At 58.1% G+C, this 20,792-nt stretch carries 15 protein-coding genes; 10 read left to right on the forward strand and 5 right to left on the reverse strand.

Annotated elements, in window-relative coordinates; all coding sequences use genetic code 11:
- Positions 1–17 precede the first annotated feature (17 nt).
- The 3 genes from glpK to M3668_RS05185 all read right to left on the reverse strand — a co-directional run bounded on the left by glpK (position 18) and on the right by M3668_RS05185 (position 4,332).
- Positions 18–1,577 (reverse strand): glycerol kinase GlpK, encoded by a 1,560-nt coding sequence (gene glpK / locus M3668_RS05175; protein ID WP_237202467.1) that lies wholly within the window; start codon positions 1,575–1,577, stop codon positions 18–20.
- Positions 1,578–1,682: 105 nt separating this feature from the next.
- Positions 1,683–2,492, reverse strand: a complete 810-nt coding sequence (locus M3668_RS05180) for an MIP/aquaporin family protein (protein WP_251379757.1) — start codon at positions 2,490–2,492, stop codon at positions 1,683–1,685.
- Between the two features lie 97 nt (positions 2,493–2,589).
- Positions 2,590–4,332, reverse strand: coding sequence for a glycerol-3-phosphate dehydrogenase/oxidase (locus M3668_RS05185; RefSeq protein WP_251379758.1), 1,743 nt, complete (start codon positions 4,330–4,332; stop codon positions 2,590–2,592).
- 111 nt (positions 4,333–4,443) lie between these two features.
- On the opposite strand from M3668_RS05185, the gene M3668_RS05190 reads away from it, so the two are divergent.
- Entirely contained in the window at positions 4,444–5,385 is a 942-nt protein-coding gene (locus tag M3668_RS05190; protein ID WP_251379759.1) for a sugar-binding transcriptional regulator, read from the forward strand.
- 549 nt (positions 5,386–5,934) lie between these two features.
- Positions 5,935–6,660, forward strand: a complete 726-nt coding sequence (locus tag M3668_RS05195) for a CDP-alcohol phosphatidyltransferase family protein (RefSeq protein ID WP_251379760.1) — start codon at positions 5,935–5,937, stop codon at positions 6,658–6,660.
- A 76-nt stretch (positions 6,661–6,736) separates the two neighbouring features.
- On the opposite strand, the gene M3668_RS05200 is transcribed toward M3668_RS05195, so the two are convergent.
- Complete coding sequence (locus M3668_RS05200) at positions 6,737–7,663, reverse strand: LysR substrate-binding domain-containing protein (protein WP_251379761.1); 927 nt, start codon at positions 7,661–7,663, stop codon at positions 6,737–6,739.
- A 137-nt stretch (positions 7,664–7,800) separates the two neighbouring features.
- Between M3668_RS05200 and M3668_RS05205 the strand changes: the two genes are divergently transcribed.
- The 5 genes from M3668_RS05205 to M3668_RS05225 all read left to right on the forward strand — a co-directional run bounded on the left by M3668_RS05205 (position 7,801) and on the right by M3668_RS05225 (position 14,164).
- Positions 7,801–11,283 carry a bifunctional proline dehydrogenase/L-glutamate gamma-semialdehyde dehydrogenase gene (locus M3668_RS05205; protein ID WP_251379762.1) on the forward strand — a complete coding sequence of 1,161 codons (3,483 nt, stop codon included), beginning with the start codon at positions 7,801–7,803 and terminating at the stop codon, positions 11,281–11,283.
- Positions 11,284–11,535: 252 nt separating this feature from the next.
- Positions 11,536–11,922, forward strand: coding sequence for a glycine cleavage system protein GcvH (gene gcvH, locus M3668_RS05210; RefSeq protein ID WP_251379763.1), 387 nt, complete (start codon positions 11,536–11,538; stop codon positions 11,920–11,922).
- A 252-nt stretch (positions 11,923–12,174) separates the two neighbouring features.
- Positions 12,175–12,615, forward strand: a complete 441-nt coding sequence (locus M3668_RS05215; RefSeq protein ID WP_251379764.1) for an FHA domain-containing protein — start codon at positions 12,175–12,177, stop codon at positions 12,613–12,615.
- Entirely contained in the window at positions 12,615–13,328 is a 714-nt protein-coding gene (gene ftsR, locus M3668_RS05220) for a transcriptional regulator FtsR (RefSeq protein ID WP_251379765.1), read from the forward strand. Before M3668_RS05215 ends, ftsR begins: the two co-directional genes overlap by 1 nt.
- Before the next feature lie 245 nt (positions 13,329–13,573).
- The gene (locus tag M3668_RS05225; RefSeq protein ID WP_251379766.1) at positions 13,574–14,164 is read left to right on the forward strand and encodes a MerR family transcriptional regulator; all 591 of its coding nucleotides are present in this window, start codon (positions 13,574–13,576) and stop codon (positions 14,162–14,164) included.
- Between the two features lie 92 nt (positions 14,165–14,256).
- On the opposite strand, the gene M3668_RS05230 is transcribed toward M3668_RS05225, so the two are convergent.
- Positions 14,257–15,069, reverse strand: coding sequence for a ParA family protein (locus M3668_RS05230; RefSeq protein ID WP_251379767.1), 813 nt, complete (start codon positions 15,067–15,069; stop codon positions 14,257–14,259).
- Positions 15,070–15,357: 288 nt separating this feature from the next.
- On the opposite strand from M3668_RS05230, the gene M3668_RS05235 reads away from it, so the two are divergent.
- From M3668_RS05235 to M3668_RS05245, 3 genes are all read left to right on the forward strand, one after another.
- Positions 15,358–18,807 carry a pyruvate carboxylase gene (locus tag M3668_RS05235; protein WP_251379768.1) on the forward strand — a complete coding sequence of 1,150 codons (3,450 nt, stop codon included), beginning with the start codon at positions 15,358–15,360 and terminating at the stop codon, positions 18,805–18,807.
- Between the two features lie 144 nt (positions 18,808–18,951).
- Positions 18,952–19,170 carry a hypothetical protein gene (locus M3668_RS05240; RefSeq protein WP_251379769.1) on the forward strand — a complete coding sequence of 73 codons (219 nt, stop codon included), beginning with the start codon at positions 18,952–18,954 and terminating at the stop codon, positions 19,168–19,170.
- Positions 19,171–19,280: 110 nt separating this feature from the next.
- A complete protein-coding gene (locus tag M3668_RS05245) occupies positions 19,281–20,687 on the forward strand; it encodes a mycothione reductase (RefSeq protein WP_251379770.1) in 1,407 nt (468 codons plus the stop codon).
- Positions 20,688–20,792: the final 105 nt, after the last annotated feature.

Consider the following 20,792-nt stretch of genomic DNA (forward strand, 5'->3'; position numbering starts at 1 on the left):
GGGATTTCAGCTGGAGACTAGTCCTGCTCAACGTCCTCGTCGACCCATTCGAGGGTGCGGGCTACAGCCTTCTTCCAGAGGCGGTACTGGCGTTCGACTTCGTCCTGGTCCATTGCAGGTTCCCAGCGCTTGTCTTCTGCCCAGTTGTCGATGACGTCCTGTTCGCCGTCCCAGAAACCAACGGCGATACCGGCTGCGTAGGCTGCACCGAGAGCGGTGGTCTCGATGACCTTGGGGCGGATGACGGGTACACCAAGGAGGTCTGCCTGGAACTGCATGAGGAACTCGTTGGCTGTCATGCCGCCGTCCACGCGCACCTCTCCGAGGGAAACCTTGGTGCCAGCTGCCTCTGCGTCAGCGTTCATAGCATCCAGCACCTCGCGAGTCTGGAAGGCAGTTGCCTCCAAGGCTGCGCGGACGATGTGGGCCCGGTTGACGTAGCGGGTGAGGCCAACGATGACACCGCGAGCATCCGAGCGCCAGTGGGGTGCGAAGAGACCAGAGAAGGCAGGAACGACGTAGGCGCCGCCCGTGTTCTCTACGCTGGTTGCCAGTTCTTCTGACTCTGCAGCGTTGTCGATCATGTGGAGGTTATCGCGTAGCCACTGAATCAGGGAGCCGGAGACTGCAACTGAACCCTCGAGGGCGTAGACCGGGTCAGCGTCGCCCAGCTTGTAGGCAACGGTGGTGAGCAGACCGTTTTCTGAAATCACGGGTTCGGTGCCGGTGTTCATGAGCATGAAGTTACCGGTGCCGTAGGTGTTTTTCGCCATGCCCTTTTCGAAGCAGGCCTGACCGAAGGTCGCTGCCTGCTGGTCGCCTAGGATGCCGGCGATGGGCGTGCCATTGAGTAGGCCCTTCTTGCGGCCGTAGCCGTACACCTCTGAGGAGGACTTAATCTCGGGCAGCATGCTCATGGGGATGCTCATGTCAGCAGCGATGGACTCGTCCCACTCCAGAGTCTTGATATTCATGAGCAGGGTGCGGGAGGCGTTGGTCACGTCGGTGACGTGCACGCCGCCATTTACACCGCCGGTGATGTTCCAGAGCACCCAAGTATCGGTGTTGCCGAAGAGTAGGTCGCCGGCTTCTGCCTTTTCGCGGGCGCCCTCCACGTTATCCAGAATCCACTTGATTTTGGGGCCTGAGAAGTAGGTGGCGAGGTTCAGACCTACGATGTCGTGGTATTTACCTGCGCCCTCTTCGCCGCCCAGCTCGTCACAGATTTTCTGGGTGCGGGTGTCCTGCCAGACGATGGCGTTGTAGATGGGTTTGCCGGTGGTCTTGTCCCAGACCACGGCGGTTTCGCGCTGGTTGGTGATACCGACGGCAGCGATTTCGTGGTGGTTGACCTCAGCTTTGGTCAAGCACTCACCGACAGCCTGGCGCACGTTCTTCCAGATTTCGAGGGGGTCATGCTCAACCCAGCCTGCCTTAGGAAAGATCTGTTCGTGCTCTAGCTGGCCCACTGATTTGATTTCGCCCGCCTTGGTGAAGAGGATGGCGCGTGAGCTGGTGGTGCCCTGGTCAATGGAAAGAATGTACTTCTTACGCTCGGGCAGTTCGGTCTTAGTCATGGTGACACTTCCTTGTGAATGGGTAGGTGGGGCAGGACGCCGGGTAGGTAGCTACCGGTGGTGGGGTGAGCCGCGGCGTCCTGCCGCTCTATATATGGGGAGAGGTTATGCGCCTGCGATGGCAAGAACCGCGGGAACGATAAGGGCAGCAGCAGTTGCGCCCAGGAGGGGGCCGACGACGGGTACCCAAGAGTAGGACCAGTCTGAAGCTGACTTGTTCTTGATGGGCATCAGTGCGTGGGCAATACGCGGACCAAGGTCACGGGCAGGGTTGATGGCATAGCCGGTGGGGGTACCCAGGGAGAGACCGATAGCCACAACGATAATGGCAACAGCCAGCGGGCCAAGGCCTGAGGGGGTCTGGCCGGAAGCAACGACGAAACCTACCAGCACGAAGGTACCAATAGCTTCGGTGAGGATGTTCCAACCGTAGGAGCGAATGGCGGGTGCGGTGCAGAAGACGCCGCGGGAGACACCGGGTTCAACAATATCGAAGTGCTTTTTGAAGGCTAGGTAGGCGCCCCAGGCTCCCAAGAAGGCACCGAGGAACTGGCCGGCAAAGTAGACCAGCATGGCGGTGAAACTTGGTGCAATACCGGGTGCAAAATCATTCCCGGCAACCATCTGGCCCACCGTGACGGCGGGGTTGAGGTGAGCACCGGAGGGACCTGAAACGTAGACTGCAGCAAAAACAGCGAAGCCCCAGCCGAAAGCGATGTTGATCCAGTCAGCGCCCTTAGCACCAGACTTGGGTAAACTCACTGCTGCCACAACGCCTGCACCCAGAAGAACCAGGATGAATGTGCCCAGGGTTTCTGATGCGAATGCACCTAGGAGGGTGGCGGTGCCGTCAGCATTGACGAGGGCACTTGCCTGCACGCTGGCTTCAGTGCCAGTTGCTAATAGTGAGCTCATAGAGACCTCTTTCACATCGGTGTGAACAAAACGTCCGGTGGACGTTCCACAAGTTATGGGTGGATTTTTGGTGGGTTGAAGGCGCCAGCGTTGCTGGTTAGCCTACGATCGTGGGGACGTTGATCAGATGATTGGTTGCCCGTTCATCTGACGTTTCAGTTGAAGCTGCCGCAATAGCCTCGACGCGCTTGCGGTAGGTGGCTAGCTCGCGTTGCTGAGTTGCCTCGTCCCAGCCCAGTTCTGGTGCCATGATTGAGATAATCTCTTCGGCAGCAGCCAGGCCACGGTCCTTAGCTTCAAGGTCTAGGCGGACGCGGCGGATGAGCACGTCTTCCAGGTGCAGGGCACCTTCTGCGCGCACAGCCTGCAGGACGTCAGCACGTAGGAACTGGGGTGCGGCAGCCAGAGGAACACCCAGTGAGGGGTCCTTTTCAATCTGAGCGATGATGTCGGTCAGTTCAGCGCCGTAGCGTTCGAGCAGGTGCTCGGTGCGGGCAGTATCCCAACCGTTTTCTGCAGCCAGGGCCTCAGCACGGGATGCAAGAACTTCGTAGCCTTCTGCACCGACCAGCTTGATTCTCTCGGTGACCGAAGGCAGGGTCTTAGCGCGCTCACCTAGGGCGAAGTCCACGGCGTCTTCTGCCATGACACGGTAGGTGGTGAGTTTACCGCCGGCAATGGCGCTCATGCCGGGAGCGATCTGGGTGACGGTGTGCTCGCGGGAGACCTTGGTAGAGGACTTGTCTGAACCGTCCTTGAGCACCGGCTGCAGCAGCGGGCGTAGACCAGCGAAGGTACTGATAACGTCGTCATGGGTTAGCTCATCGGCAATGAGCTTGTTGGCCTGCATGAGCACGTAATCGATGTCCGCGCGGGTTGCCACGGGGTTGAGGCGATCCTGCTGGGTGTAGGGGGTGTCGGTGGTGCCGATGATCCAGTAGCGCTGCCAGGGGATGATGAAGAGAACGGACTTTTCGGTCTTTGTGAAGATGCCGCTGGTTGCTTTAATACGGTCGCGGGGCACGGTGATGTGCACGCCCTTGGAGGCAAGTACCTTGAGCCCGGCGTCCTGGTTGGCTAGAGCTTCGGTTTCTTCGGTCCATACGCCGGTTGCGTTAATGATGTGCTTGGCTTTGACGGTCTTTTCGGTGCCGGTCTCAAGATCTAGAATTTTAGCGCCGATGACCCTACCGCTAGCGTCCTTTTCGACGCCGGTGACCTTGGTGCGAGTGGCTGCCAGTGCGCCGTAGCCGGCGGCGGTGCGGACCAGGTCAATTACCAGGCGGGCGTCGTCCACGCGGGCATCGTAGAACTGGATGGCGCCAGAGAAAGCGGAATCCTTGATGCCGGGGAAGACCTTTTTGGTGCCGGACTTGGTGAAGTGCTGCTGGGTGGGCACAGTCTTGCGGCCGCCTGCACCAGCGAAAGCTAGGGTGTCGTACATGCCGATGCCTACTGCTGAGTAGGCACGCTCAATGAGGGGTAGCTTGAGGGGCCAGAGGAAGGGCTGCGCCTTGACGAGGTGGGGAGCGGTGCGCTCGAGCAGCAGGCCACGTTCTTTAAGCGCCTCAGAAACGAGCTTGAAATCTAGGTTGTAGAGGTAACGCAGACCGCCGTGCACTAGTTTAGATGACCAGGCGGAGGTGCCCATAGCCCAGTCACCAGCATCAACGATAGCGGTGCGCAGGCCACGGGTGGCGGCGTCCAGGGCGATACCTGCACCGGTGACACCCCCGCCGATGACGAGAATGTCGACTCCAGCATCGTCGGTCATGGCCTCAAGGGCGGCGGTGCGGGAGGCGGCGGTGAGATGGGATTTAGCGGTGAATGTTGCGCTCATAATGGCTCTCCAGAAAAAATACGATGGATGTGAAGTCTGTTACCATTTGAACTGCCGAGTGCAAAAAACTGCAAAATGTTTGAGCAAAATTTCACTTAGAATGGGAAAGTGATGAGCAAAAGTAAAAATTTGATGTTTGACGCGGCGCACCTCTACTACGTTGAACACCTAACCATGGCAGCAATCTCTGCCAGGTTGGGGGTTTCCCGGCCTACTGTGTCCAGGCTTCTGCAGAATGCGCGTGAAAGCGGTGTGGTGACTATTCAGCTCAATGAGGAGCTACGACCTAAGGAGCCTTTGGCGAACCGGCTAGCCGACCTGTACCGGGTTCGCGTCCACGTGGCTCAGGTGCCAGCGGGAGCCAGCGAGACGGTGCGCATGCGCAGCGTAGCGGCAGCAGGCGCTAAGCTCTTGGATTCACTGGTGCACCATGGCACCGTGCTGGGCGTTGCCTGGGGCTCTACCGTGACGGAGGTGGCACACTTTTTGCCCAAACGTCCGCTGAACGATGTCACCGTGGTGCAGCTCAACGGGGCGGGCAATGCCCACCACACCGGCATCCCGTATTCGGGGGCAATTTTGGGTCAGGTGGCTTCTGCCTATAACGCCCGCATGGTGCACTTCCCCGTGCCGGCTTTCTTTGACTTTGCCGAGACCAAGGCGGCGATGTGGCGAGAGCGCAGTGTGCGCGGTGTGCTGGCGGTGCAACGGTCTGCTGATGTGGCGCTCTTTGGGGTGGGTGCCTTTGGTGGCTCTATTCCCTCCCACGTCTATGTCGGTGGCTACTTTGATGGGGAGCAACTGGCGTCCATGCGATCGGAGGGTATCGCTGGTGATATTTGCACGGTCATGATTAGGGAAAATGGCACCTGGGCTGACTTGGACGTTAATCGCCGCGCGACCGGTCCAACCCCGGCTGAGCTGGTGAAGGTGGGCAGGCGGGTCTGCGTAGCGGCGGGCACTCACCGCGCCGCTGCCCTGCGCGGGGCACTAAAAACCGGTGTCATCACCGACTTGGTGGTGGGCAGCGACCTGGCTGAGTTGTTGCTCTAGCGCTTAGGTGGGCTGTAAATGGCTTACTTGACAGTAGTACGTAATTAGATCCTCGTACTGCGCAAAAGCTCCAGAAATAACCTCAAGCCAGACTAGAAAGAGCGTTGCTACACCAGCGCACCACCGGGCAAAAAGCCAAGCAATTCACCACGCTACTTACAACCCCATCGGATATAAAGGCGGTCAACACGTTCATCCATTAACGCAGGGCGATAATCGAACGAATGATTGCACAGGGTAAGACGTGGCGTGTTGTGCCCACGGGTTTCCGGCTGCTGCTGGGCCCGTATGCGCGGGTGTTTGGTGTGGTGTGGTGCGGTGGTTGGTGTTTTATGCAGCTGGTGGAACTTTTGAATAAGTCTCCTTGAAATGCAAGTTAGCTCTGGCTCTTCTGAACTGCCATCCCCAGTGGGGGAGCCCTCTGCCAATCGTGAAGGTGTGCATCAGCTAAAAACCGCAGTAAACCAACCCTTGCACCGCTAAAAGGCTAGAGTAGTAACTTACCCCTTGAATCCTGCGTCTAAATAAGCCGCATACGAAAGGACCTTCGTGCCTTTAGCCCCCCAGTTCACCGCAACTCAGCGCGCTGCCGCCTGGTTCGTCCACGCCTTCACCCTCTCAGGGCTAGCCTGGGCAACCCTGGCAACCCTCGCTCTCATTGAAGGTGACTACACCGCCATGTGGCTCTGGCTCGGCGTTGCCCTGGTCGTGGACTCCGTCGATGGAACCATGGCACGAAAAGCCCGCGTCAAAGAAGTGTTGCCCTGGTTCGACGGGGGAATTGTTGACATCGCCGTTGACTATCTGACCTGGACCTTCATCCCAGCCCTCTTCATGTACCTAGCGCTACCTCTGGGGCCAAAGCCTCTGGCCTTAGCGCTGGTCATTCTGATCCTGGTGTCCTCCATGTTCTGCTACGCTAACCAACACTGGAAGTCCAGCGACTACTACTTCGTGGGTTTCCCCGCTGCCTGGAATATTGTGGCGGTCTTCATGTACGTGATGGGTACCGGTACCATCTTCAATGTCATCGCTGTGCTGGTACTCGCGGTGCTTACTCTGACTCCTACCTACTACACCCACCCCTTTAGGGTGAAGAGGTTCATGGCGGTCAATATCGCTGCAATTACCCTCTGGCTTGCTGCCACCGCCTACTTGGTCGCCCTAGCACCCGAGCGTCCGCTCTGGGCTCTGATTGCGTTCTGGGTAACGGGTGGCTGGTTCGCCCTCACCTGCGCTTGGCGCACCATTGCCGGCACTGACCAGCACCAGTAATACCCGAAGGGCATAACCGCTGACGTTGAAGAGATGGTGCTGCTGAAGGGCTAACCACAAGCCTCAGATTTTGTGGTTAGCGGGGAGCGCTATTCACCGCGTGCCGCAAAGCCTCTTTAACTGCTTTAATGGCAGGTTGCTCTGCGCTCTCTGACCGCACGGTCACAAAAATCTTGCGTTTGGGCTCCCCGGGCAGGGGGAGCACTTTCACAGAATCTGCCTCAGCACTTCGAGCCAGGTTCGCCAGGGCAAAGCCCGGCAGGACGGCGGCAGCCCCCGCCGCTGCCAGCTGCAGGTGGGTGCCCAGATCGTCAATCACGTAGCGAACCTGAGGCTCAAACCCTGCTGCCCTACACTGGTCGATGGCCCACACCCGGGAGGTGTTGTGCTCACCTTCAAAAACCCAAGGCAGGTGAGCGGCACCAGCTAGGTCTTCCACCCCAGAATCAGCCGCAACCACCAAATGAAGGGTGTCATGGGTCAGCAGCTCAGAAGTGAGCTCCGCATGCTCGGGGATGAAGCGGTGGGGGTAGGACTCTGAAATCACCATGTCGAACTCGCGGCTACGCGTCAGAATGAGGCCGGTCTCAGGGTTAATCTGCACCGCGTGAAGTTCCACCTGGGGCGCGTCTTCTGCCAGGTAGTTTAGCGCCCCGGGGAGCAGAGCCTGCGCTGCAGACTGAAAGATCGCTAGGCGCACCTGCCCGGCAGGGATGCCCTCCAAAAGGGAAATACGGGTGCGAGCGGCGTCCAACTCTGAGAGCACATTGCGGGTGCTTTCCGCCAAAATCAGCGCCTCAGTGGTCAGCTCAACGTGCCTGCCCACCTTGCGCAGCAGGGGAGCGCCCACCTCTTTTTCAAGAGTGGAGAGCTGTTGCGAGACTGCTGATGAGGTGAGGTGCAGTGCCTTGGCGGCTGCGGCCAGTGTCCCACGCTCGTGAATTTCAAGCAGCATGGCGAGGCGGCGCAAATCATACATGGGAACCCCTCCTTGTAGTGTCATTACAATTTAGCAAATCTAAACCAAATACATCAAGAAGATTCACTTTTTCTAATAGTGTTTTACTGACCTAAACATGGTGAAATGGGTAACAAGTGCCAAGTTGTGCGCACACCGCGCATCCTAGAGGAGGTCCTACCATGGCCCAGCCGTTCGCCGATGAACGCCACCAGAAACTAGCCATCCAAGCAACCGAACTCGTTGCCCAGTGGGTCAAAGAAGCCCAGAATATTCCTGCAGACCCCGCCGCAGAGAAACTGGCTGGCGTCCTCAAAGACCCCAACGGTCTCGACTTCACAGTAGGCTTCGTAGACGGTGTTGTGCGCCCCGAAGACCAGAGCGTTGCCGGTAAGAACCTAGAACGCATTGCCCCGATCGTTCCCTCCTTCCTTCCCGGCTATATGAAGGCAGCCGTAGGCGTCGGCGGCAAGCTAGCTGGTAAGGTCTCTTGGCCTACCGTACCCATCGCCCGCACCGTGCTGCGCCAGATGGTTGGCCACCTGATTGTGGACGCTCGAGATGAGAAGCTCGGCCCCGCCATCAAGCACCTGACCGCCAGCGGCAATAAGCTCAACATCAACCTGCTCGGTGAAGCAGTACTGGGTGACCGCGAAGCAGAACGCCGTCTGAGTGAAACCAAGCGCCTGCTGGCCCGCGATGACGTTGACTACGTATCCATCAAGGTTTCCTCTGTGTCTGGCCCCCACTCTCACTGGGCGTTTGATGAGGTCGTTGAACAAGCCGTCATCCGCCTGACCCCGCTCTATGAGCTGGCGGCTAACTCTGCCCAGAAGAAGTTCATCAACCTGGATATGGAGGAGTACAAGGATCTGGACATGACCATCGCGGTCTTCACCAAGATTCTTGACCAGCCTCAGCTCAAGCATCTTGAAGCCGGTATCGTTCTTCAGGCCTACCTACCCGATACCCTGGCCGCCATGCAGCACCTGCAAGAATGGGCTGCCCAGCGCGTAGCCACCGGTGGAGCCCGCATCAAGGTTCGCCTGGTGAAAGGTGCCAACCTCTCCATGGAAAAGGTGGAGGCAGCGGTTCACGGCTGGCCCCTGACCACCTGCAACTCCAAGCAGGAATCAGACACCAACTACAAGCGCATCCTCGACTATGCTCTCAAGCCTGAGCACACTAAGAACGTTCGCCTGGGCGTCGCTGGCCACAACCTCTTTGATGTTGCCTTCGCCCTGCTCCTGGCAGAAGACCGCGGTGTGGCCCGAGACGTCGAGTTCGAAATGCTGATCGGTATGGCCTCCCAGCAAGCTGAGGTCATTCGCCAGCGCGTCGGTCACCTGCTGCTCTACACCCCCGTGGTGCGCCCCGAAGAATTCGATGTTGCTATCTCCTACCTGGTGCGCCGCCTCGAAGAGAACGCCTCCAGCGAGAACTTCATGAGTGCTGTCTTCGACCTGGACTCATCCCCAGCTCTCTTCGAGCGTGAGAAGCAGCGCTTCTTGGCTTCACTGGCAGACGTCACCGATGAGGTTCAGCCCCCACAACGCACCCAGAACCGCCTGACCGAAACCGAAGACACCGTCTTTAAGCCCGCCGGCGACTTCGAAAACACCCCGGATACCGACTCCGCACTTGCGGCTAACCGCGAGTGGGGCCGGGCTATTCTGGCACGCTCAGCGACCACCCGCATCGGCATCGACACCCTGGCTGATAATGAGCTAGGCTCGGCGGAACAGGCTGATGCTCTAGTCGCAGATACCCTTGCCGCCGGTGCCGAATGGGGCGCCCGTCCCGCTAGCGAACGCGCCGCGATCCTGCGCAAGGTCGCAGTCGGTTTGGCAGTTCGCCGCGGTGACTTTATGGAAATCATGGCGCACGAAGCCGGCAAGACGCTGGACCAGGGCGATGTTGAGGTTTCTGAGGCCGTTGACTTTGCTTACTACTACGCCATGCTGGCAGAACGACTAGATGAGATGGACGGTGCGCGCCCCGTGCCCGCCAAGCTCACCCTAGTGATTCCCCCCTGGAACTTCCCCACAGCTATCCCCGTGGGCGGTGTGATCGCCTCCTTGGCAGCCGGTTCCGGTGTCATCTTCAAGCCCGCCTCTAACACCGCCCGCATCGGCGCTCTCATCGCTGAGGTGCTGTGGGAAGCTGGCGTGCCCCGCGACGTACTGCGCCTGGTCAAGGTCACCGACCGCGATGCTGGCTCCACAATGATTGCAGACCCCCGCGTCGACCGCCTGATTCTGACCGGCGGCTACGAAACCGCTGAGATGTTCCGTTCCTGGCGCAAGGACCTGCCGCTCTTCGGCGAGACCTCGGGCAAGAACTCCATCATCGTTACCCCCAACGCAGACCTCGATTTGGCGGTCAAGGACGTCGTTGCCTCCGCCTTCGGCCACGCAGGCCAGAAGTGTTCAGCCGCCTCCACCGTCATCCTGGTCGGTAGCGTAGGGGAGTCCAAGCGTTTCTACAACCAGCTAGTCGACGCCGTGAAGTCACTGCACGTGGCGCACCCGCAGGACATCGCCTCAGAAATGGGCCCGGTCATCGAGGTGCCCGAGGGCAAGCTCAAGCGCGGCCTCACCACCTTAGGCGACGGTGAAACCTGGATCATCAAGCCCCAGCAGCTCGATGAAACCGGCCGACTCTGGTCACCCGGCGTCCGCGCAGGCGTGAAGCCCGGCAGTGAATACCACCTGACCGAATATTTCGGCCCCATCCTGGGCGTCATGAAGGCAAAGACCCTCGAAGAAGCTATTGAGTTGCAGAACGCCACCGATTACGGCCTGACCGCCGGCCTGCACTCACTGGATTCCAAGGAACTTGCCCTCTGGCTCTCTAAGGTTCAGGCAGGTAACACCTACGTCAACCGCGGCATTACCGGTGCTATCGTTCAGCGTCAGCCTTTCGGCGGCTGGAAGAAGTCAACTGTCGGTTCAGGCACCAAGGCTGGCGGCCCCAACTACCTGGTAGCACTAACTGACTGGGTCAGCGAGCCCTCAACCGCTACCACTTCCCCCCATAAGGCAGAAGTACGCGAGATCCTGGCAGCCCTGCGTGAACCTACCGCCACCAACGATGGCGGCATCGAGTTCCTCACCCGCTCAGCCAGCTCGGACGCCGCAGCATGGGCCACTGAATTCGGTGTAGGGCATGATCCCAGCAACCTGGGCGTTGAGCGTAACATCCTGCGTTACCTGCCCACTGTCGTTCAGGTGCGCCTGGACTCCACGGGCAGTATGGATCACGCCATCCGTGTGCTGCTGGCGGGCGTAGCGGCCGGGGCGAAGATTGAGTTCAGCACCGCTCTTGCTCTGCCCGTGGCAGTGCGTGGTGCCGTAACCTCAGCTGGGATCACAATCATCGAGCAGAGCGATGCAGACTACCGCGCTTCCCTGCAGCGCATCGCTAAGGCAACTACTCAGGATCTGGAAGGTACCTCCTTAGAAGGTGCCCGTATCCGCTACATCGGTGATGATTCCACCTCAATCTACGAGGCTCTGGACGGGCGCCCCGACATTGCGGTTTACTTCCAGCCCGTGACCGAGGCAGGTCGTATCGAGATGCTGCCCTTCCTGCGTGAGCAGGCAGTATCTATCACCGCCCACCGCTTTGGTAACCCCGACAAGTTCTCAGAGAAAGTCATCTAGGGTCCAGGCTGCATAAGGTAAATGCCGCCTTTCGCGCCGCTGCTCAACCAGCAGGGGAGTGAGAGGCGGCTTCTTTATTCTCTTTTCTGGCGGGCAGTAGGCAACACGGTGTCTTGCGTTACGTTCACCTATCGGCTGTGTCATAGAATAAGAGGTAAGAAGCCCTTGTTCCCTCGCGATGGTTTCAACCTTAAACTTTCGAGTTTCACGCGCCTCGATCGGCATCTTTCACAACAGAAAAGGAAATCTCCGATGAGCAACATTCCTGCAGAACTCAAGTACACCAAAGAACACGAGTGGGTGAGCGCACTCACCGCTGATGGTACCGTGCGTATCGGTGTCACCGATCATGCTCAGGACGCCCTGGGCGACGTTGTCTACGTTGACTTACCCGAGGTGGGCGGAACCCTAGAGGCCGACGCTACCTTTGGCGAGATCGAATCCACCAAGAGTGTTTCTGATCTGTTCGCTCCTATTAACGGTGAAGTCGTTGCTGTTAACGAGGAGCTTGAAGCGGCACCCGAGACTGTGAACTCAGACCCCTATGGCGCGGGTTGGCTCATTGAGGTTCGCCCTGCTGACGCAGCCGATCTCGAAAACCTGATGTCTGCAGCTGATTACGAGGCTGAGACCGCCTAGTCAAGGGATATTTCTTCCCCGAGCCACCGCCAAAGGCGGTGGCTCTTTTCTTATCCAGGCGCTAATGGGTTTCCGTTTGTAAAAAACCTGCCCAGAAAGCGGTGTGAATGGGGCAATAATCAGGGGTTCTGGCTAAGATTAAACAAACGGTTCACTGTTTACCATTTTGTGACCTTTGAACCAGCCTGAAACCCCCTCGCTTCGCGTATGTTCCCATACCGAACAGAGATCTACTACATCAAGGACCCCAGCATGTCCCACCACGAAGCGCATCCTGCCACCACCACTATCCCGCTGTCCATTTCTGATATTGCCAGTTCACACAACCCCACTGATGAAGAGCTGTCGGTTATCGCTACTCTGCCCGGCGGTTCAGCCGTACTCATCGGCATTGACGGTCAGTTCAAAGGCGCACGTTTCTTGCTGACCGCCGATTCTGATGAAAGTGGCGCGGTAGAGCCCATTATTGCTGGCCGTAGCCCCGAATCTGATATTTACCTGGACGACGTTACGGTTTCACGCCGCCACGCTCTGTTTATTCCCAACGCAGGTAGCTTCATCCTGACTGACGCTGACTCACTGAACGGCACCTACGTCAACGGTGACCGAGTCGATGAGGCCTACCTTAAGAACGGCGATGAAGTGCACATCGGCAAGTTCCACTTTGCTTTCTACTTGGGCACGGGGCAGTAATGGCCGGCGAATCAGTTCAAACTGAGCCAGCTGATGGGCAGGTCAAGAATAAGACAATTGGCCAGGTTCTCGCTGCTCTTGAACCTGACTTTCCCGGTATCAGCGCCTCAAAAATCCGCTTCCTGGAAGACAAAGGCTTGGTCAGTCCCCAGCGCACCAATACCGGCTACCGCAAGTATTCGGCCCAGGACATCGAGCGACTACGCTACGTTCTAGAGCTGCAGCGCGATCAGTACCTCCCTCTCAAGGTGATTAGGGAGCGCTTGGCTGATCTGGACGCTGGCAAGGTGCAGTTTACTGACCCCGAGGTTGAAGTTGCAGAAGCTCAAACTACTGAGGCCGCTGCGCCTTCCCGAACTTTCACCCTGCGTGAGTTGGGGCAGGAGGCAGAGGTTGATATGCCGTTGCTTCGTGAGCTCATGAAGTATGGCCTACTCTTAGAGAATAAAGATGTCTACGATGAGTATGACCTGGCGGTTACTAAGGTCTGTAATCAGCTGACCGCTCACGGTCTGCACCCTCGCCACCTGCGGGCTTTTAGGGCTGCTGCTGATCGTGAGGTTGATCTGGTGGAAACCGCGGTGGGGCCGCTTGCCCTGCGTAAGGATGAGACCTCCCGTGCTCGAGCAGCTGAACTAGCGGGGGATATCGCTCAGCTTTTACTGCGCCTGCATATGGGTTTGGTTGCTGGCTCAATGCCTACGTACGAGTAGGTTGCTGCCACTGAAGGAAGACTCCTTGGTCGCCTCTCTTGGGGGTGCCGTGGGCACAGTCTTGCTTGATGACGAGAACCACGTTAAAACGCCGTGCTGAGCTAGGGTGCTTTAAACCGGAAAATGCGTGTGCGCCGGGTAGGATAGGTACAGTTCAAATCGTTGTAGAGGAAGGAATCACTGTTATCGTGAAGCATCATGACCCAACAGTAGAGCATAGCGCGCTGCGAGGCGTACCTTCTTCTATGGACCAACCGCTGCTAGGGTTCGATGATGTGCTCCACCGCGCTTCTCCCGTAGGCCAGCAGGGTGTTCTCTTTGATGACCCCGTCTCATTGGTGGATGAAAACCTGGGTTACCGCGGGCCCACTGCTTGCAAGGCTGCTGGTATCACCTATCGTCAGTTGGACTACTGGGCACGCACCCAGCTGGTGGAACCTACCGTCCGGTCGGCTAAGGGCTCGGGCTCTCAGCGTCTTTATTCTTTTCGCGATGTTTTGGTGCTCAAGATTGTTAAGCGCCTACTAGACACCGGTGTTTCCCTTCAGCAGATTCGCACCTCGGTAGAGCACCTGCGGACTCGCGGGGTAGAGGATCTTGCCGGCATTACTCTGATGTCAGACGGTGCCAGCGTTTATGAGTGCACTTCAGCCTCGGAAGTTATCGACCTAGTCCAGGCAGGGCAGGGCGTTTTCGGTATTGCTATTGGCCGGGTCTGGCGTGAGCTTGAAATATCGCTTAGCGAGCTACCGGGTGAGAACACTGCCGTTGAAGAGGCCAGCACCGAGATTCATGATGAACTTTCCGCGCGGCGAGCCCGCAAGGCTGGCACATAAACTTTTCTCAGCTTAACAAGGTCGAGGGCCCCTCTATAAAAAGAGGGGCCCTCGGTGTTGGGTGGGCGCTGAGCCTATTCTGCCGTTATGCTTCATGCTTGCTGAGGGAAGAGCCCCTGCAGAAGGTGTGTAAAAGCGGACGCGAGTGGCTGGGCTTCTGCTTCAGGCCAGTAGTGCACCGGGTAGGCCGCCCCCTGAATTCTTTGCAGTATGGGGGCATCGGGCAGGGTGGTTGAAGCAACCAGGTCCCCAAAGAGGGTTCGCATTTCTTCGGTGCGATAATCGTGCTCGGGGTCTGAGTCGCGCACCTTGTTGACCACAATAGAAGCTGAGTTCACTGCGTATTCGGTGTTGGCTTCAAACCTGGCAATCGCTCGAAGGGTGCGCTCTGAACCGGCAACGGAAAAGAGCGAGGGTTCAGCTACTGAAATAACTCTATCGCTGGCAGCCCATGCCATTTCGGTGAGCCGACCTAGGGTGGGTGGGCAGTCGATGAGGATCAGGTCAAAGCTATCGCTGACGCCCCCTAGCAGGTTGCTGAGCAGGGGAAGCGTTACCTGAGAATCGAGGGATTCCAGTGCTGTTGAGCGGGCGGAACCGCGAATAACCCACACTCCGGCGTCCAAACCAGTGCTCGAGGCGTTACCCAGACTGCCCAGTGAAACCCAGCTAGAGGCTACCAGCTCATCATCGATCCCGGTCTCTCTGGGCTCCAGCAGTAACGAAGCGATATCGCGGCCCTGCTGGCTGCTCACGCCAAGGCCGGTAGAGGCATCACCGTGGGGATCAAGATCAATCACCAGCACCCTAAAACCAGAAGCCTGAGCTGCAGATGCTAGCCCCAGGGTGACGGATGTTTTACCCACCCCGCCCTTGAGGCTACTGATACTGACTATGCTTGCCAAATTGGTGTCTGCCTCTCACAAATGGTTATTAGGTCTTAGCTCTATGCTACCTAATAACCGCATCCTGCCTGAGGACAAGAGCAAAGCTGATGGTCAGACCACAGATGTGTTCTATATTTAATCATGTTATCAGTTTCACAATAAACAGTTTCATTACGCCCAACATGACCAAAAATGAGACAAAACTCGGGTAGAGCTTGCTCTGAGCTATATATTTGAGGTGTTCACACACACAGTCGTGGCTAAAGTTCCGCTGGGACCCCAGGCAACGGAACGGAACGGAAAAATATGTTTTCAAAAGTTTTGGTCGCAAACCGCGGCGAAATCGCAATCCGCGCCTACCGTGCGGCTTACGAGCTCGGCGCTAAGACCGTTGGCGTCTTCCCCTACGAAGACCGCCACTCCATTCACCGCCAGCAGGCAGATGAAGCCTACCCCATTGGCGAAGAAGGGCATCCCGTTCGGGCTTACCTGGATATTGATGAGATTATTCGTGTTGCCAAAGATGCCGGCGCGGATGCTATCTACCCCGGTTACGGTTTTCTCTCGGAGAACCCGGATTTAGCTCGTGCCGCTGCCGCTAACGGCATTACCTTTATCGGCCCGCCCCCGGAGGTGCTGGAACTTGCCGGTAATAAGGTTGAAGCACTCAGGGCTGCTCGCCGCGCCGGCATCCCGGTCCTGAAGTCAACCGAGCCCAGCGCTGATGTTGAAAAGCTGCTAGTTGAAGCTGAAGAAATTGGCTTCCCCATCTTCGTCAAGGCTGTCGCTGGTGGTGGTGGCCGCGGTATGCGCCGCGTAGAAAAGCGTGAAGACTTGCGGGCTTCCATGGAAGCCGCTATGCGCGAGGCTGAAACTGCCTTCGGTGACCCCACCGTCTTCCTTGAGCAGGCTGTGTTGCGCCCTCGCCATATTGAGGTTCAGATCCTGGCTGATGGCGAAGGCAATATCGTGCACCTCTTCGAGCGTGACTGCTCCCTGCAGCGCCGCCACCAGAAGGTCGTTGAGATTGCACCTGCGCCTAACCTGGACGATGAGATCCGACAGGCCCTCTTCCGCGACGCGGTAAAATTTGCTAAGGAGCTGGGCTATGTCAACGCTGGCACCGTGGAGTTCCTGGTGGACACCGCCGGTGAGCGCGCTGGACAGCACGTCTTTATCGAGATGAACCCCCGTATTCAGGTGGAGCACACCGTGACCGAAGAGGTTACCGATGTTGACCTGGTGCAGTCCCAGATGCGTATCGCAGCGGGAGAAACCCTCGAAGATTTGAACATCCACCAGGATGAGCTACGCGTCCGCGGCTTTGCACTACAGTCTCGCATCACCACCGAGGACCCCGCCAACGGCTTCCGCCCGGACGTGGGCAAGGTAACCTACTACCGCTCAGCAGGTGGCTCCGGCATCCGTCTAGACGGCGGTACCATCTACACCGGTGCTGAAATCTCACCCCACTTCGACTCTATGCTGGTGAAGCTCACCTGTCGCGGGCGTACCTTTGAGGCAGCCGTCCAGCGAGCCTCCCGTGCACTGGCAGAGTTCCGTATTCGCGGTATCTCCACCAACATTCCCTTCATCCAGGCAGTGTTGCAGGACCCCACCTTCCGTGCCGGCGATGTCTCGACCCCCTTCATCGATGAGCACCCTGAGCTGTTGACCAAGAAGCCCTCGGCTGACCGCGGCACCAAGGCTCTACAGTACCTAGCCAACATCACCGTCAATAAGCCCCACGGTGAGCGTATTGAGGGTATCGACCCCCGTAAAAAGCTGCCCCGTTTCCCCGGCGATAAGGTTGAAGAGCCCTTCCGCTCACCCTTTGACGCCTCTGATCACCAGCCCCCTGCAGGCTGGCGACAGAAGCTTCTAGAGCTAGGCCCTGAAGGCTTTGCTAAGGCTGTTCGTGACACCCAGGAAGTACTGGTGACCGATACCACCTTCCGTGATGCCCACCAGTCCCTGCTGGCAACCCGTGTGCGTACCCGCGACCTGCTGGCAGCGGCACCCGCGGTAGCCCACACCATCCCGCAACTCTTCTCGGTTGAAGCCTGGGGCGGTGCAACCTATGACGTTGCTCTGCGCTTCCTCTCAGAGGATCCCTGGGAGCGCCTGGCTCACCTGCGTGAGGCTATGCCCAACCTTCCCATCCAGATGTTACTGCGCGGTCGCAATACCGTGGGTTACACCCCGTACCCCACCGAGGTCACCGACGCTTTCGTCAAGGAAGCAGCAGAAACAGGCGTCGATATCTTCCGCATCTTTGACTCGCTCAATGATGTCTCACAGATGACCCCTGCGATTAAGGCTGTGCGTGCTACCGGCACCGCGGTGGCTGAAGTAGCTATCTGCTACACCGGTGATATGCTCTCACCCGATGAGAAGACCTACACCCTGGATTACTACCTCGACCTTGCTGACCAGGTAGTTGAAGCGGGTGCCCACATCCTTGCTATCAAGGACATGGCCGGTCTTCTGCGTCCTGAAGCAGCCCGCCGCCTGGTGACCGCCCTGCGTGAGCGTTTTGACCTGCCGGTTCACCTGCACACCCATGACACCGCCGGTGGCCAGGTGGGCACCCTACTCGCAGCGGTTGAGGCCGGCGTGGACGTCGTGGACGTGGCAAGTGCCTCCATGGCTGGTACCACCTCCCAGCCCTCTTTCTCAGCTCTTGTTGGTGCACTTCAGTACACCGACCGTGACACCGGTATTTCGCTGGAAGCAACCTGCGCTCTGGAACCCTACTGGGAAGCCTTGCGCGCTATCTACAAGCCCTTCGAGATGGGTCTGAGCTCACCAACCGGACGTGTTTACACCCATGAGATTCCCGGCGGGCAGCTCTCTAACTTGCGTGCCCAGGCAACTGCACTGGGGCTGGGGGAGCGCTTCGAAGATATCGAAGATATGTACGCTGCCGCTGACCGCATGCTGGGTCATATCGTCAAGGTAACCCCCTCATCCAAGGTAGTGGGCGACCTTGCCCTGCAGCTGGTAGGTATGGGCGTCTCACCCGAGGACTTTGAGAAGGATCCACAGAAGTTCGATGTGCCTGACTCGGTCATCGGCTTCTTGAACGGCGAGCTGGGCACTCCGCCCGCAGGCTGGCCTGAGCCCTTCCGTACCCGCGCCCTGGAGGGTCGCAAGCTGTCCAAGCCTTCGGTCAACGAGCTTTCAGCTGAAGACCTGGCAGCTCTTGAGGGTGACTCTGAGAGCCGCCGGTCAACCCTTAACCGTCTGCTCTTCCCCGCTCCCACCCGCGAGTTTGAGAAGAGCCGTGAGGAGTTCGGCGATGTGTCTATTCTGCACACCCGCGACTTCCTGTACGGCATGATGCTCAAGCGTGAGCACGTGATTTCGCTGGGCAAGGGCGTTCGTCTGATTGCTACCCTGCAAGCGATTTCTGAGGCTGACGAAAAGGGGATGCGCGAGGTGATGTGCACCCTCAACGGCCAGCAGCGGACCGTCAAGGTGCGTGATACCTCGATTGAGTCTAACGTTAAGGAAGCCGAGAAGGCGGATGCGTCAAACTCCGGCCATATCGCAGCACCCTTCGCCGGTGGCGTCACCATCACCGCTAAGCCAGGGGATGAGATTGCTGTGGGCGACCAGGTCGCAACCATTGAGGCGATGAAGATGGAAGCGTCCATCACCTCACCGGTAGCTGGCACCGTTGAGCGCGTTGTCTACAACGATGTAGCCCAGGTAGCTGGCGGTGACCTGTTGATCGTGGTCAACGTTAAGTAACACCGGCCCTTTGCCAAAGCCCTGCTCCTACCTTCTGATGAAGGTAGGAGCAGGGCTTTTGCTTTAGGTTCCCGTGTTACCAAGACCCACGCCAGGAAGCTGAGATTACCGTGAGGCGGGGGAGGGAAAGGTAGGGTAGTGGCTATGAATCCTACACATTTGATGATCATTGGTTTTGGCGCCCTGCTAATTATTGTGGCAGCCGTATTGCCGCAAGCCGGCTGGAACATCTACGTCATTGGCCTGGGTGTACTGCACGTACTGGTCGGCAACATATTGGTCTTCCGGCAGATGAAGCGTAACTTTGACCAGAACATGGCTGATGCTGACGCCCGCCTAGCAGAACGCAAAGAACAGCTCTAGCCTGCAGCTGACGAAGCTACCATGGTAGAGGGAGCCGGGAATGAAAGCTGCCTCCTGCGCGTTATCTGATACGAACGTCCAGACGCAGGTAAAGCCACTGAAAGGGCACTATGACAGCGGTAAAAGAATACGATCTCATTATTATTGGCTCGGGCTCAGGTAATTCGCTGATCAACGAGGACTGGGACGGCAAAAAGGTCGCCATGATTGACGGCGGGCGCTTTGGTGGAACCTGCCTTAACTTTGGCTGCATCCCCACCAAGATGTATGTTTACCCTGCCTCAGTGATTGCCCGAGCGAAGGACGCCACCAAACTCGGTATCGAGGTTGAGCACAAGAACACTGCCTGGCGGCAAATACGCGACCGTATCTTCTCCCGCATTGACGCTATCAGCGAGGGCGGTTTGGACTGGCGCAAGCGTCAACCCTCCGTCGATGTCTACGAGGAGTACGCCCGCTTTACCGATTCCCACACCCTGATGACCGATAGCGGCGTGCTGCTGACCGCTCCCCAGATTGTAGTCGCCACCGGCTCACGGGTGACCCTGCCCCAGGTGCCAGGTATTAATCTGCCCCAGGTTCATACGTCCGACACCGTGATGCGCATTGATGAGCTACCGGACCGTGTCGTGGTGATTGGCGGCGGGTTTATCGCAGCCGAGTTCGCTCACGTCTTTAGCGGTCTGGGTGCTCAAGTAACTCAGGCTGTACGTTCGGACCGTGTGCTGCGCGCCCATGATGACACCATTGCAGAACGGTTTGCACAGGAGGCCCCCAACCACTGGGACCTGCGACTGAACCACGGCTTACAAAGCATCGAGGAGACCGGGAACGGCGCGGTGACGGTTACCTTTGACCGCCGAGGGCAGCGTGTCGAAGTGGAAGCTGACCTGGTTCTGGTGGCCACCGGCCGCACCCCCAACTCTGATACCGTCAATGCGGCCCCTTTCTTTGATATGGATGACCGCGGCCTGATTACCGTAGACCAGCACCAACGGGTGCTCTCGGGCGGCAGCCCCGTCAAGGGTGTCTGGGCGCTGGGCGATGTAGCGTCACCCTACCAGCTCAAGCACGTGGCGAATGCCGAGATGCGTACGGTCCAGCACAACCTGTTAAACCCAGATCACTTGAAATCTACCGACCACCGCTACGTCCCGTCGGCCGTTTTCACCCACCCCCAGATCGCCACCGTAGGGCTAACCGAAACCCAGGCTCGACAGCAGGCTGACTCTGAAGGGTTCGAGATCACCGTCAAGGCGCAGAACATGGGAGATGTCGCCTACGGCTGGGCGATGGATGACGCTGTGGGGCTCTGCAAGATCATCGCCCGCAAGGACACCGGCGATATCTTGGGCGCTCACCTAATCGGTGAGGATTCCGCGAACCTGATTCAGCCCCTGATTCAGGCCATGAGTTTTGGGCTAAGCGCCCAGGACATGGCGCGCGGTCAATACTGGATTCACCCTGCACTTACTGAGGTCGTTGAAAACGCCCTCCTCGGTTTGGAACTCGACTAAAATCGATCACACCTAACACGGCCCCACTAGCCCACATCCGTTGAGGCTAGTGGGGCCGTGTTTAATGTTCTATAACCTTCTGTTAACTATGGTGCTTCCTCAGCG

The organism is Rothia sp. P100 (assembly GCF_023712425.1).
Classification (GTDB): Bacteria; Actinomycetota; Actinomycetes; order Actinomycetales; family Micrococcaceae; genus Rothia; species Rothia endophytica.